This is a genomic window from uncultured Gordonia sp. (assembly GCF_937858515.1).
GTDB lineage: Bacteria > Actinomycetota > Actinomycetes > Mycobacteriales > Mycobacteriaceae > Gordonia.
Genome location: NZ_CALLZT010000142.1, coordinates 90,367 through 104,072 on the forward strand (window position 1 = coordinate 90,367; position 13,706 = coordinate 104,072).

The following is a 13,706-nucleotide window of genomic DNA, read 5'->3' on the forward strand; positions in this document are numbered from 1 at the left end:
CAATAGTTAGGAACCCCATGTCACTCAAGGACAAAGTCATCATCGTCACCGGTGCCCACCAGGGCATCGGCCAGGCCACCGCGGTCCGGCTGGCCTCAGAAGGCGCCACGGTCGTCGGCGCCGACCTGCTCGACTGCAAGGAAACCCTCGGCATCATCGCCGATGCGGGTGGCACCGTGGAGGCCGTACAGCTCGATGTCCGGCAGTCGGGCTCCTGGGCGGAGGTGGTCGCCGGTGTCATCGACCGTCACGGTCGGGTCGACTGCCTGGCCAATGTCGCCGGCGTGGTGAACATGATCAGCGAGGACAGCGTCGTCGGCCTCACCGAGGAGGCCTGGGACAACGTGGTGGGCACCGACCTCAAGGGCGTCTGGCTCGGCATGCGGGCGGTGATCCCCACCATGATCGCCAACGGCGGTGGCCGCATCGTCAACATCTCATCGATGGCGGCACTGCGCGGCCTGCCGAACCTTGCCTCGTACTCCGCGGCCAAGGGCGGAGTTATCGGTCTCACCAGACAGGCCGCGTTCGAGTACGGCCCGCAGAACATCCTCATCAACGCGATCGCCCCGGGCACGATCGACACCCCGATCCTCGCCGATATCACCGACGAGATGCGGCAGGCGAATGCCAACGCCCATATCGTGCGGAGGCTCGGCCTGCCGAGCGAGATCGCCTCGATGGTCGCCTATCTCATGCGTGAGGGCGACTTCCTCACCGGCGAGATCTACCCCGTCGACGGGGGGTGGTCGGCCAAGGGCAACTTCTGACAGTGCGGCGCGCGCGGTGACCCGTTGAATCAGATGGCGTGTGCCGGCCGCACCAGTTCCTCTCAGGGCTTATGGTTTCATGACGTTCACCTACCTACCGCACGACGATCATCACCGGACACAGTGAGGTTCATACATGACCGAGGCTCCCCGCGCCGTCGATGACTTCGGCCCCGACCACGACGCGATCATCGTCGGCGCCGGTTTCGGTGGCATGGGGGCCGCCATCGCGCTCAAGCGACTCGGCCTCGACGATCTCGCGATCCTCGAACGTGAGGACGACCTCGGCGGTACCTGGCACGTCAATCACTATCCGGGCCTGGCCGTCGACATCGCGTCGGTGACCTACTCGTATTCGTTCGAACCGAACCCGTACTGGTCGCGGCTGTTCGCGCCCGGCGCCGAACTCAAGCGGTATGCCGAGCATGTGGCCGACAAATACGATCTGCGCCGCCACATGCGGTTCGACACCGTCGTCGAGCGCGCGGAGTGGGACGACGACGGCCGGTTCTGGACGGCGTTCACCGCCGACGGCCGGCGCGTCACCGGACGCTATCTGCTCACGGCGACCGGATTCCTGTCCCAGCCGCACATCCCCGACTTCGAGGGCATCGAGACGTTCGCGGGCAAGATCATCCACACCACCGACTGGGAGGACGGCTACGACTTCGCCGGAAAGCGTGCCGCGGTGATCGGCACCGGCGCCACGGCAGTGCAGCTTATCCCGGAGATCGCCAAGCGGTCCGACGCGCTGACCGTGTTCCAGCGCACCCCGATCTGGGTGGTTCCGAAGGTCGATCTTCCGATCCCCGGGCCGGTGCAGAGTCTGTTCGCGAAGGTGCCGGTCACCCAGAAGGCGGCCCGGCTGGCCAACTCCTCACTGCTGGAATTGCTGATGGTGCTGGGTGTGCTGCGTTTCAAACAGGCCAAACCCGGCAACAAGGGGGCCGCGCTGCTGGCGAAAGCCCATCTGCGCGTTCAGGTCCGCGACCGAGGTACCCGCGAGGCGCTCACCCCGACATACGATTTCGGCTGCAAACGGCCGACATTCTCCAACACATATTTCGCGGCGTTCAACAAGCCGAATGTGACACTGGAGACCTCAAGCATCGTCCGGTTCGAACCCGACGGCATAGTCACCGCCGACGGCGCGAAGACCGTCGTCGACACACTGGTCCTGGCAACCGGTTTCAACCTGTGGGAGGTGAACTTCCCGGCGTTCCAGATCGTCGGCCGCGACGGTCGGGATCTGGGAAAGTGGTGGCGCGACGGTCGTTTTCAGGCGTACGAGGGCGTAACGATGCCGAAGTTCCCCAATCTACTGTCTCTCAACAGCCCCTACTCGTACAGCGGATTGTCCTACTTCACCACCATCGAATCGCAGATGCGTCATATCTCCAGGCTTTTCGGCGAGATGGATCGCACGGGTACGGATACGTTCGAGGTCACCGAGGACGCCAACGAGCGTTTCCTGAATCGGGTCACCGACAACCTGCGCTCGTCGGTCTTCTACGCCGGCGATTGCTCGGGTTCCCGCAGCTACTACTTCAACCAGCACGGCGAGGCCACCCTCCTGCGCCCGAACTCCACCCCCGCCACCCTCCACGAGATGTCCACCTTCCCCCTCGCCGACTACACCTACCGCTCGGCGTGACCAGCATTCCCGCGCAACAGATTTCGTCCCGCGTGGCCAATATCGTGATAACTGATAAGCGGGACGAAGTTCGCGAAGCGGGACCGACCATGCTCAGGTGAGCGATGCCGCAAGATCGATCATGACGCGTGAAAGACGAAACCTATCGGTCATCAGGGCGAGCAGTTCGGGCGTCGCTGGTGCGTCCAGCAGTTCAAAGGGGATGGCACACAGGGCCGAGCGGACTGCCATGCCACCGATAAAACCGGTGTGGACGTCCAGCTTGTCGTGGTTGTACCCCTCGGCGCCGAGCCCGACGCAGTAGGCCGATTCGATCAGGGGCACCAGTCGGGGAATCGAGCCGGGGTCGTGACGTCCCGAGTGGGCCAGCCCGACGAGCAACTGACCGAGGTCGAAACCTATCGGTAAGGGAGTGCCGAAACCCCAGTCGATCACCACTCGTTCGGCGGGGTTACCGTCCGGGATGAGCAGATTCTCCGGGCTGGCATCGCCGTGTGCGAAAGTCTGTGGCAGCGCGTCGAGTTGATCGAGCAGATCCGGCACTCGTTCGGCGAGGGCAAGCATGTCACCGCGAAGGCCCGGGTCGTGCGCCGCACCGGCGAGCAGTGGCGAATCCCAGACGGCGCTATCGGCGATAGCGGATACCGAACCGATCATCACCCGGGTTTCGACGTAGTACCGCAGCGCGCCACCTCGATCGGTACGCAGACACACGGCGGGGAGCCGCGAATTACACTGCGCACCCGCACGTCGCCGGGCTGCCAGGCGGCCCAGTAGATAGGCGGACTGGCTGAAATCGGCAGTGCCCCAGGGCTTCATCGATGTCGAAATGTATTCCCACCAAAGCGCGATGTGATCGTCGTCGAATCTGCGCACATGGTGCAGCGTGGGGGTGCGCATGCCGTCGGGGAGTACGTCGCCGATGCCGGACTCGTACATGTCGAGTTCAAAATGCCATGGAAGGTACGCCATCAGAGCGGCCCGATGTTCTTCGGGCACCTGGCGTATGTCCGGTGACAGGCGTGGATGCCGGAGCAGTTTGACGAAGAACGACGTCCTGTTGCGCGTGCCGTGTTCGACATCCACCAGCCACAGGCCGGCCGTGGGCAGAGAACCGAACCGGTAGGGGAATGGCGTGACGGTCACGTCGGTGATCGCGCCGCAGTCACCCTCGGCGGACGTCACGGTATCCCGGAGCTCGGTCTCGGATAATCGTGCGCATTCGAACAGATCGGTCATCGCGGTCTCCGTGGAGTCTATCGTCAATTGGTAAGGTAACCTTAGTGATAGATAGTAAGGTAACCTTAGTGATATGCACAAGGGCGACGAACTGCCGTATCACATGTTCCGGCTGGTCGAGGGGGTTCGCCGGCGCCTCGTCCGTGAACTCCAGGCACGCCTTGAGCCGCCGTATCCGCGTGGTAGTCATATGCGTTTGCTCGGCATGATCCCGGTCGACGGCATGAGGATCACCGACCTCGCCGCTCTGTCGGCGATGACCAAACAATCGCTGGGCGAGCTCGTGACAGCCATGGAGGCTCATGGCCTGGTGGAGAGTCGACGGCTCGACACCGACCGTCGGGTGCGGCTGGTGGTGCCGACGAAAGCGGGGCTGGCGACCGCCGCGACGATGGCCGGCCACCTCGCCGCCATCGAGGATCAGTGGCGCAACGAGGTCGGCGCCCGCCGGTACGACTCGATGAAAGCGGTCCTCGATGAACTCGGTCGCGATGAGTTCGGTTGACCGGACCGATCTGCGACCCGGGGCGCTCGGGCTACGACCACAAGGCGGCGATGTCCATGTCGCCGGCGATGTTCTGTGCCGCGCGGTGCCCGGAGAGCAGGGCGGCGGTGACCGTGGCCGGGTCGTCGGTCCACGTGGCCTCCCCGGCCAGATGCAGCACCCCGCCGATGGGGGTCGCCAGCACGTCGTGATCGGCGGTGGTCGAGCCGGGCATCATGTAGGCGTATGAGCCGCGGGCGAACGGGTCATCACGCCAGTGGGTGACGACGATCGACTCGGGATCGACTGCATCGCCATAGATCTCGCGCAGCGACGACATCACCGATGCCGACACATCGGCGTCGGACCAGCCCCGGATGGCCTGCGCGCACGGCCCGGCGGCGAATGTCAGCAACGTCGGTTCGCCGTGCAGTCGGGTCAGATCGTAGAACGAATGCCACCACACCCCTGCCGGTCCCTGCCTACGGACGGCGTACACGTCGTCGGCCCAGAACTTACGGGGGAAACGCAGGAAGATCTTCTCGAAGTTGTTCATTGTCAACCGATTCAACGCGCAGGAGACGGGTTCGGGCAGCGCGGGCGTGAAAGAGATCGACCCGGACCGCAACACTCCGACGGGAACCGTCACCACCACCGTCGGCGCATGAAACTCCTTGTCGGCCAACGACACGGTCGCACCCGACGGATCCCAGTCGACCCCCGTGACGACATGCCCGAGCCGTATGTCGGTACCGTCCGCGAGGTGGGTCACCAGTTGGTCGTACCCGTCCGGGAAAACCACTTCATCGCCGACGGTTTCGTCGTCGTCGAGGCCGTGTGCGTCGAGATCGTCGATCCACACCCCGTACTGCTCCTCGGTCCGGTGCCGCAGGAACTCCCGTACCCGCTCGACACGTCGCGATTCCCAGTCGATCGCCGCCAATACGGCCTCGACGACCTGCCCGTACGTGGTTCCGGAAGCCACCGAAGCGATTGTGTCCGTGATCATCTCGTCGACAACACGCAGATCGTCGACGAACGCGGCGACCTCGTCGTCGGAAAGCCGACGGCCGTCCGGGCCGTAGTACGCGGTCGGCCGGCTGTACGGCTGAAAACTCCCGACACTGAATTCGGCTGTCCGCATACCGAATCCGCACACGGCATCGTACAGCGGAGCGTCGTCGATGCCGTGGATCCACGATGCCCCCAGATCGGTGATCCGGCCACCGGAACGTTCGGTGACGACCCGCCCGCCGATCCGGTCACGGGCCTCGAGCACGACGACGCGCCGGCCCTGGATCTGCAGCAGCCGCGCCGCCGCCAGGCCCGCGACCCCGGCGCCGACGACCACAACGTCGAACTCTTCGTCACCCATCGACACAGGATGCCCGACCACCGGCAAGCAGGTGGGCAAATCAGGGCCCTCGCCGACGTGACAGTCGCTCAACTACGCTCGTGGAAACCCGAGCCGACACACAGGAGCGACCATGCCGATCTTCGCCGTCCACTACGACTACGCCCCCGACAAGGCGGCCGTCCGCGACGAACATCGCCCGCTGCACCGCAAGTGGCTCGGGGAGGAGCACGAGGCGGGGAACGTCCTGACATGCGGTCCGTATCCCGACGGGACCGGCGCACTGATCCTGCTCCGGGCCCACGACCTGGCCGCCGCCGAGGTCTTCCTCGCCAACGATCCGTTCCATGCGCACAGCGCGATCGCCGCGGTACGCGTGACCGAATGGGTCCAGGTGTACGGACCGTTCTGAGCCCAGGCGGAACTGCCGATCTGCGAGTTCCGCGTCTGGGCCGAGACTCGGGAAACTATCGGTGATCTTGTCCCTCATCGATACGGTTCCAGAAGGCGCTGATCTTCTGAGCCGTTTCCGCCGGCTGCTCCAGAGCCGGGATCACCCGTGCCGCAAGCACCGTGGTGGCCACTGCGCCGGTCATGGTGTCGACGACCGCTTGTGCCTGGTCCAGACTCCATTCTCCACGGTCCTCGGTCGCGATGAACAGGGTCGGGCAGGTGATGGCCCGTGCCGCCCACGCGAGATCCGTCCGGTTGAGGATCGCGGTGTCGATGGCGGTGATCATGTGCTTGCCCGATGCGGCGAGCGCATCACGCAGGACGGCGACGGCTTCGGGATCGGTGGCCCGGGTATGTTCGGTGAGTATTCCGTCCTCGATGGCCGATCGGACCGGACCCCGCGGACCGATTAGTCGATAGAGCGGCTTGAGGAGCCGAATCTTTTGTCGCAGTGAATCATCTATGGGGAACGTGGGCGCGCTGATCGCGACGAGAGATCTGATCGCCGCGGCGCGGGTCGCCGCCAGGTGCATCCCCACATGTCCACCCCAGGCATTGCCCAGCCAGTCCACGCGATCAACGCCGTACCGCGAGCACACTTCGTCCACGACGACGGATGCGGCATCCGCGCATGCCGCGATATCGGCTGCCCGGTCGAGCGGATCACTGCGGCCGCAGCTCGGGGCGTCGACGAGGATCAGTGTGCGCCGGGTGCTCAGCGTCGGTACGACGCGTTCCCATGAGTGGGAATCGACGAACATGCTGTGCCACAGCACTGCGGGCGGTCCGGCGCCGACAACTGTTGCGCGCAGGACGCCGAGGTCGGTCGCGACCGAGAGGTCTGTGGTCATGGGGCTCTCCTGAGATCGGCCGGACAAATTGGAATTACTCTGTGTAATCCGATTTATTTACAATTACACACTGTCAACCCAATATTGTCTACACTTCGTGTCGTGACACGCCCCTACAACTCCGCCGTCCGCGCCGAGAACGCCGCACGCAATCGGGCTCGCGTCATCGAGGTGGCAACCCGGCTGTTCTCCGATCAGGGCTGGGTGACGACGACGATGGCCGACGTCGCCAAAGCCGCAGACCTGACCAGGCAAACCCTCTACCAGCAGTTTCCCAACAAGCTGGCGCTGCTCGACGGGTGTATCGACATCGCGCTCTCGGACGGGCGGTCCGTTCCCGTCCGGGACCTGCCCGACTATCGTCTGATGGGCTCGGGCGCACCCGACGAGCGACTCGCCGCAGCCGCACGGTGGCTGTGCGGGGCGCACCAGCGCTCGGCCGTCATCCAGCACGTCCTCGACCAGGCCGCGGTCACCGACGGTGAAGCCGCCGCACGACTACGCGAACGGGAGCACAACCGCCGCGACGAGGTCCGCTGGGCGCTGGGCCTGGTCACCGGAACCGCGCCCGACGACAGGCTGGTCGACGAGGTGTGGTTGCTCGCATCACGCCGGCAATGGTTGATCCTGGTCGTCGACCGTGCCTGGACACCCGCCGAGTGGACCGATTGGTTCATCGCCCACACCCGGGCGGCACTGACCCGATCCCAACCGTGGCGTTTCCCGCGTTCATAACTTCGTCCCGCTTATCGGATATCGCGACATCCGATAAGCGGGACGAAGTTTGCGTCGCGGGAGGTCGGGTCAGCAGATGCGGGGGAGTTGTTCGCCGATCGGTGGGGTGAGGACTCGGGTGGCGCCCAGGCCGGTACGTAACGTCACCACCTGGGGGTGGTCGGTCGTGCACTGACCGATGATGCAGGCTTGTCTGCCGAGCGGGTGCCTGCGCATTGCCGCGAGCACCCGGTCGGCGTCGTCGGCGGGCACGATCGCGAGCAGTTTGCCCTCGTTGGCCACCTCCAGCGGATCCAGGCCCAACAGCCCGCACGCGTCCCGGACCTCCTCGGGTATCGGGAGCGCCCGGTCGAGTAGGCCGATGCCGATGTCGGCGGCGCGGGCGAGTTCATTGATCGTCGCGGAGACGCCACCGCGGGTGGGGTCGCGCAGGACGTGGATATCGGCACCGGTGGCGATCATCTCGGCCACCAGCTCGTGCAGCGGCGCGGTGTCGCTGCGGACGGGGGTGTCGAAGTCGATGCCGTCGCGCACACTCATCACCGCGACGCCGTGCTCCCCGATCGCACCGCTGATGAGCACGACGTCGCCGGGGCGCGCGCGATCGGGCCGGATGTCGACGCCGTCGGGCACCACGCCCACCCCGGTGGTGTTGATGTATACGCCGTCGCCGCTGTGGTGATCGACGACCTTGGTGTCGCCCGTGACCAGGTGTACCCCGGCGCGTTCGGCCGCTTTGCCGAGCGCGGTCGCCACCGCGCCGACGTCGGCCATCGGTGTGCCTTCGGCCAGGATGAACGCCGTCGACAGGTAGAGCGGCCGGGCGCCGACCATGGCGAGATCGTTGACCGTGCCGTTGACGGCCAGATCGCCGATACTGCCGCCGGGAAAGAACATCGGCTTCACCACGAACGTGTCGGTCGATATCGCGAGCCGGCCGTTCGGGCGGGGCAGCACCGCCGCGTCGCCGAGGCCGGCATCCGCGGCACCCCCGAATGCGGGCAGGAAGAGTTGTTCGATCAGGTCCGCCGACATCGTGCCGCCGCCACCGTGTCCGAGGACGATGGTGGGTTGATTGCGCAGCGGCAGGGGGCAGGCCCAGCCCTCGAAGTCGAGATCGTTGGTTGGTTGCTCGTTTATGGGTTGCTCGTTCATGGTGCCGCCACGAGGTCGAGCCGCCGGAACGCGTGGTAGGCCGCGCAGGCGCCTTCGGTCGAGACCATCGTCGCACCGAGTGGGGTCCGCGGGGTGCATTCGCGGCCGAACGCCGGACATTCGTGCGGTTTGATCAATCCCTGCAGGACCTCGCCGGAGTGGCACAGCGAGGATTCCTCGGTGTGGATGTCGTCGACCGAAAAGCGTTGCTCGGCATCGTAGTCGGCGAATGCTTCCGACAGTCGCCAGCCGCTGCCGGGGATCATCCCGATGCCCCGCCACACTCGGTCGGTGACTTCGAAGACTTCCTCGAGCATGGCTTTTGCCGCGGTATTGCCCCCCTCGGTGACTGCGCGCGGATAGGCGTTCTCCACTTCGTGTGTGCCCGCCTCCAATTGCCTGATGGTGCGGCGGATTCCTTCCAGGATGTCAAGGGCCTCGAATCCGGTGACGACGATCGGAACGCGGTACTTCTGTGCCAGCGCCGGATATTCGCCGGTTCCCATCACGCTGCACACATGCCCGGCCGCGAGGAATGCCTGCACGCGGCAGTCGGGTGATTCCATGATGGCCGCGATGGCCGGCGGCACCAGGACATGTGAGACCAGCAGCGAGAAGTTGGTGATTCCTTGCGCCCGAGCCTGATACACGGTCATCGCATTGGCCGGTGCCGTTGTCTCGAAGCCGATGCCGAAAAAGACGACCTGCCGGTCGGGGTTGTCGCGGGCGATGGTCAGCGCGTCCAGCGGTGAGTACACCACCCGGATGTCGCCGCCGGTGCTCTTGATCGAGAACAGATCCTGTGAGCTGCCCGGTACCCGGAGCATGTCGCCGAACGAACAGAAGATCACATCCGGCCGCGCGGCGATCGCCAGTGCCCTGTCGATCGTCTCCAGCGGGGTGACGCAGACGGGGCATCCCGGGCCGTGGATCATCTCCACACCGTCGGGCAGTAGCTGGTCGATGCCGTTGCGGATGATCGAATGTGTCTGTCCGCCACACACTTCCATCATCGCCCAGGGACGGGTGGTCGCCGCGTGGATGTCGTCGAGCAATCGGGCGGCCAGGTCCGGATCGCGGAATTCATCGAGGTATTTCATCGTGATGTCTCCTTCGGTGCCTGTGCGGTACCGCCCGATTGCGGCAGTGGTCGTCCGCTCTGCTCGGCTGCTAGGGCGAAGCCGTCGCCGAACTCCTCGTCGAGGATGCCGAGTTCGCGGAACTGCTCGATGGTGTCGACGGCGGACTGCTCGTCGAGTCGCTGAATGGCGAAACCGACGTGAACGATGACGTATTCACCGATCGCGATGTCGGGCAGATATGCCAGACATACTTTCTTGCGCACGCCGCCGAAGCTGACGTCGGCCATGACGGTGCCGTCCTCCTCTCGGATGGACTCGACCCGGCCTGGTACGGCAAGGCACATTGCTTCCCCTACCTTTCTGGTTGCGATGTCACCGGGGCTGGCGGTGACCGCTGTTGGATGATGCGCCGCTTCTGCGGGCAAGAGTGGCGGCGCCGATCACCGCTTGGCCCAACGCGATCCCGCCGTCGTTGGGAGGTACTTGGTGGTGGGTGAGCACCCGGTGGGCGGCGCCGAGGCGTTGGCGCAGCAGAGCGGTCAGCAACCGGTTTCCGAACACGCCGCCGGTGAGGCCGACGGCGGACGGGTGATGGCGTTGAGCCAGGACGGCAACGAGCTCGGCGAGGCCGGCGGCAAGCGCATCGTGGAACGACCGGGCCAGCACCTCCGCCGGCACCCCCGCACGTACCGCGTCGGCGAGGTCGGCGACGAGAGGTCCGGGGTCGAGCACGACCGGTCCTGGCGAGCCTCGCAGTGGAAACCGCAGGGGCACAACAGTATCGCTGTGCCGGGCCGCGACCTCGAGTTCGACGGCGGCCTGCGCCTCGTAGGTGATCCGGTGACGGATCCCCACCAGAGCGGCGACCGCATCGAAAAGCCTTCCGGCACTCGATGTCCGGGCCCAGCCGACCCGAGCCGGGGCGGCGGCGGTGAGCAACCTGCGTTCGGCATCGGAGAGTTCCTCCGCGACAGGGGTGCCGGCGAGATCGACGCCATGGGCCAGGAGCAGCGCCGCCGCGACCCGCACCGGGTTGCGGACACCGGCGTCACCGCCGGGCAGCGGCACGTCGCCGAGATGACCGAGTCGGGTGGCGCTCGTGCCACCGTCGCCCAGCAGCAGCGCCTCGCACCCCCAGATACCGGCGTCGCAGCCGTATCCGGTGCCGTCGAGGACGAGTCCGAGAATCGGCTCCTCGAGTGCGCCGGACTCGGCTGCGAGCGATGCCAGGTGGGCGTGGTGGTGCTGCACCTCCAGCAGCGGCACGCCGAGGCCGTCGGCCAGCCGCCCCGCCCAGGCCCGGGAGGCATACCGCGGGTGCCGGTCGGCGACGACCAACTCCGGCGATCGGCGGTGAAAGCGCAGCATCTGGTCGGTTGCGGTCTTATGTGCGAGGTGACTTTCCCAGCTGCCGAGGTCGCCGATATGCCCGGAGAGAAACACCTGACCGTCGCGGGCGAGTGCGGCGGTGTTCTTGATCTCGGCTCCGGCGGCCAGCACGGCCGGTGCCGGGTCGGCCGTCATACCGGGCACCGCGATCGGTAGTGGCGCGTACCCACGTGAGCGGCGGATCGGAACCGGGCCCTGCGGGGTCCAGGCCAGCACCGAATCCTCGCACGGCACCGCGATCACGCGGTCATGGCACAGGAACGCCGCCGCGATGGCTCCCAACCGGTTCCGGGCATCGGTGTCGTCGACGCAGATCGGGGCGCCGGACACGTTACCCGAGGTGACCACCAGCGGGCGTCCGGATCCGGTCAACAGGTGGTGAACGGGGGTGTAGGGCAATACAATTCCGAGCTCGTCGAGCCCGGGGGCCACGAGTTCGCTGACAGTCGAACCGGATACCTTGGGCAACAACAGGATCGGATGCTCTGGACCACTCAGAACCGAGGCGGCCGGCTCGGGCAGTTCGACCAGTTCCGCCGCGGCCGCGAGATCGCAGACCATGACGGCGAACGGCTGATCGGGGCGCTGCTTGCGCCGGCGCAACTCGCCCACCGCAGCATCGGAACCGGCGTCACAGACCAGGTGATAGCCGCCCAGCCCTTTGACCGCGACCACCTCACCGGCCTCGATCAGGGCACGGATCCGGGCGATGCTCTCTTCGGTTCCAGAGGCGATAGTCCGCCCGTCGGGCATGACGACGGTCAGTGTGGGACCGCACCGGTGACAGGCTATGGGCTGGGCGTGAAAGCGTCGGCCGGCCGGATCGGCGTATTCAGCAGCGCACTCCGGACACATCGGAAAGCCGGCCATCGTGGTGGTGTGCCGGTCGTACGGGAGATCGAGCGTGATGGTCAGACGCGGACCGCAATCGGTGCAGGAGATGAACGGGTGACGATACCTGCGGTTGGCGGGATCGAACAGCTCGCGCAGGCATGCGGCGCAGGTGGCGGCGTCCGGCGGCACCATGGTCCGCGGACCAGTACCGGGAGTGCTTGCGGTGATGGCGAACCCGGTGTCGCCTCGCGGTTCGGTGGCGGTGGCGGTGACCGACGTGATCCGGGCGAGCGGGGGAGCGTCGTCGACGATCCGCCGGATGAACGCCTCGACGCGTTCGGGTTCACCTTCGATCTCGATGATCACCGCGGTGCTGTCGTTGCGGCAGTCGCCGGCCAGACCCAGATCGGCGGCCAGGCGGGCGACATGCGGCCGGAACCCGACCCCCTGCACGATGCCGTGGATGAGCAGCGCCTGCCGGATGGCGGGGCGCCGGTCGGTGGGCGTGCTCATGATCGTTCCCACAGCACGACCCGGTTGTTGCCGGAATCGGCGACGGCGAGCAGGTCACCGCGCCAGTCGAGACCGTACGGCCAGCAGAGCGTATCCGCGGCAACCTGATCCCACCGATTCTCACCGTTGCCGACCAGATTCGGTTGTGCCAGTGCGAGATACGGCGACAACTTGTCCGCGTGTGCGCAATCATGCTGGAGCAGTACACGATTGTTGGCGGTATCGGCGATCGCCAGTTCGGTTCCAGTGCCCGTTGCCGACGAGGCGATGGCGTACGGAAAGCGCAGGCGGCCGACCTGCGGCACATATGGAAATTCGGTTCCGGTCGTGAAATCCGGCTGCCCGAGAACGGCATCGGCGGGGCGGTCCGCGATCGGGTGGGTGTCCCACCGCAGGATCCGATGATTGCCGGCATCGGCGATCAGCACACCACCGGCACCGGTCGCGGCGAACGCATGCGGCCAGCGAAACGAATCGGCGGCCACATCGCCGCCCCGGTTCTCTTCGCGCGCACCCGCATCGGGCTGTCCGAGGACGACGTCGGCGGCCTGACCGGGTTCGGGTACCCCGTCATGCCAGATGAGCACCCGACGATTGCCGGTGTCGGCGACGTAGAAGTGCCCGTCGATCAGGGCGATGCCGAACGGCCAGTAGAACGTCGATGCGGTGGGATCATGTCCGCTGTTCGGCTCGACGGACGTCGAATCCGGTTGGCCGATCACGTAATCGGGTGGGGTTGCGGTCCGCGTCGGCATCCGATCCCAGACCAGTAACCGATGGTGCCAGGCGTCGGCCACGATGAGCCGGTCCCCGTCGAGCACGACCCCGGTGGGCAGGTGCATACCGTTCGCCGGACCACGACCACCGGCAGCCGGGCCTTCGGTATGCGGATCAGGTTGTCCCAGAATCACATCAGCCGGTTCACCATCGCCGCACGGGACTGCGTTCCAGATCATCACCCGGTGGTTTCCGCTGTCGGCCACCACCAGCCGATCATCGCCCAGTACGACCCCACGCGGCGCGTACAACCACGACTCGGTCGGTTGCGCCGGCGGCAGCAGCAGCCCACCGGGAGCCGGAGCACCGACGACGCAACGCGGCACCCACCCCGGATAGGACAGTCCCGAACAACGGTCGAGCTGTGGCGGTTCCACGAGCGGGGCGCTGTTCGGGGAGATGACGGTGACACGCAT

Annotated in this window: 13 protein-coding genes; 5 read left to right on the forward strand and 8 right to left on the reverse strand. The window is 66.2% G+C overall.

Annotated features, from left to right (window positions below; genetic code table 11):
- Nucleotides 1-17 precede the first annotated feature (17 nt).
- Both Q0627_RS13610 and Q0627_RS13615 read left to right on the forward strand, forming a co-directional pair.
- The gene (locus tag Q0627_RS13610) at nucleotides 18-770 is read left to right on the forward strand and encodes an SDR family NAD(P)-dependent oxidoreductase (protein WP_291011310.1); all 753 of its coding nucleotides are present in this window, start codon (nucleotides 18-20) and stop codon (nucleotides 768-770) included.
- Nucleotides 771-906: 136 nt separating this feature from the next.
- Complete coding sequence (locus Q0627_RS13615) at nucleotides 907-2,424, forward strand: NAD(P)/FAD-dependent oxidoreductase (protein ID WP_298810677.1); 1,518 nt, start codon at nucleotides 907-909, stop codon at nucleotides 2,422-2,424.
- A gap of 93 nt (nucleotides 2,425-2,517) precedes the next feature.
- On the opposite strand, the gene Q0627_RS13620 is transcribed toward Q0627_RS13615, so the two are convergent.
- The gene (locus tag Q0627_RS13620; RefSeq protein ID WP_291011314.1) at nucleotides 2,518-3,663 is read right to left on the reverse strand and encodes a phosphotransferase family protein; all 1,146 of its coding nucleotides are present in this window, start codon (nucleotides 3,661-3,663) and stop codon (nucleotides 2,518-2,520) included.
- A gap of 73 nt (nucleotides 3,664-3,736) precedes the next feature.
- Here Q0627_RS13620 and Q0627_RS13625 point away from each other — a divergent pair, with 73 nt between their 5' ends.
- Nucleotides 3,737-4,168 carry a MarR family winged helix-turn-helix transcriptional regulator gene (locus Q0627_RS13625; RefSeq protein ID WP_291011316.1) on the forward strand — a complete coding sequence of 144 codons (432 nt, stop codon included), beginning with the start codon at nucleotides 3,737-3,739 and terminating at the stop codon, nucleotides 4,166-4,168.
- A gap of 31 nt (nucleotides 4,169-4,199) precedes the next feature.
- Here Q0627_RS13625 and Q0627_RS13630 read toward each other — a convergent pair whose 3' ends face one another.
- Nucleotides 4,200-5,522: an NAD(P)/FAD-dependent oxidoreductase gene (locus Q0627_RS13630; RefSeq protein WP_291011318.1), complete on the reverse strand. Its 1,323-nt coding sequence runs from the start codon at nucleotides 5,520-5,522 to the stop codon at nucleotides 4,200-4,202.
- Nucleotides 5,523-5,634: 112 nt separating this feature from the next.
- Here Q0627_RS13630 and Q0627_RS13635 point away from each other — a divergent pair, with 112 nt between their 5' ends.
- Entirely contained in the window at nucleotides 5,635-5,913 is a 279-nt protein-coding gene (locus Q0627_RS13635) for a YciI family protein (protein ID WP_291011321.1), read from the forward strand.
- A gap of 55 nt (nucleotides 5,914-5,968) precedes the next feature.
- On the opposite strand, the gene Q0627_RS13640 is transcribed toward Q0627_RS13635, so the two are convergent.
- The gene (locus tag Q0627_RS13640; protein WP_291011323.1) at nucleotides 5,969-6,805 is read right to left on the reverse strand and encodes an alpha/beta hydrolase; all 837 of its coding nucleotides are present in this window, start codon (nucleotides 6,803-6,805) and stop codon (nucleotides 5,969-5,971) included.
- Nucleotides 6,806-6,907: 102 nt separating this feature from the next.
- On the opposite strand from Q0627_RS13640, the gene Q0627_RS13645 reads away from it, so the two are divergent.
- A complete protein-coding gene (locus Q0627_RS13645) occupies nucleotides 6,908-7,540 on the forward strand; it encodes a helix-turn-helix domain-containing protein (protein ID WP_291011325.1) in 633 nt (210 codons plus the stop codon).
- A 69-nt stretch (nucleotides 7,541-7,609) separates the two neighbouring features.
- On the opposite strand, the gene hypE is transcribed toward Q0627_RS13645, so the two are convergent.
- From hypE to Q0627_RS13670, 5 genes are read right to left on the reverse strand one after another with little or no spacing between them, the layout of a single operon-like run.
- On the reverse strand, nucleotides 7,610-8,695 hold the full coding sequence (gene hypE / locus Q0627_RS13650; RefSeq protein WP_298810686.1) for a hydrogenase expression/formation protein HypE: 1,086 nt from the start codon (nucleotides 8,693-8,695) through the stop codon (nucleotides 7,610-7,612).
- Nucleotides 8,692-9,795, reverse strand: coding sequence for a hydrogenase formation protein HypD (gene hypD, locus Q0627_RS13655; protein WP_291011329.1), 1,104 nt, complete (start codon nucleotides 9,793-9,795; stop codon nucleotides 8,692-8,694). Before hypD ends, hypE begins: the two co-directional genes overlap by 4 nt.
- Nucleotides 9,792-10,121: a HypC/HybG/HupF family hydrogenase formation chaperone gene (locus Q0627_RS13660; RefSeq protein WP_291011331.1), complete on the reverse strand. Its 330-nt coding sequence runs from the start codon at nucleotides 10,119-10,121 to the stop codon at nucleotides 9,792-9,794. Before Q0627_RS13660 ends, hypD begins: the two co-directional genes overlap by 4 nt.
- A gap of 28 nt (nucleotides 10,122-10,149) precedes the next feature.
- Nucleotides 10,150-12,513: a carbamoyltransferase HypF gene (hypF, locus tag Q0627_RS13665; RefSeq protein WP_298810689.1), complete on the reverse strand. Its 2,364-nt coding sequence runs from the start codon at nucleotides 12,511-12,513 to the stop codon at nucleotides 10,150-10,152.
- Entirely contained in the window at nucleotides 12,510-13,706 is a 1,197-nt protein-coding gene (locus Q0627_RS13670; RefSeq protein ID WP_298810692.1) for an NHL repeat-containing protein, read from the reverse strand. Before Q0627_RS13670 ends, hypF begins: the two co-directional genes overlap by 4 nt.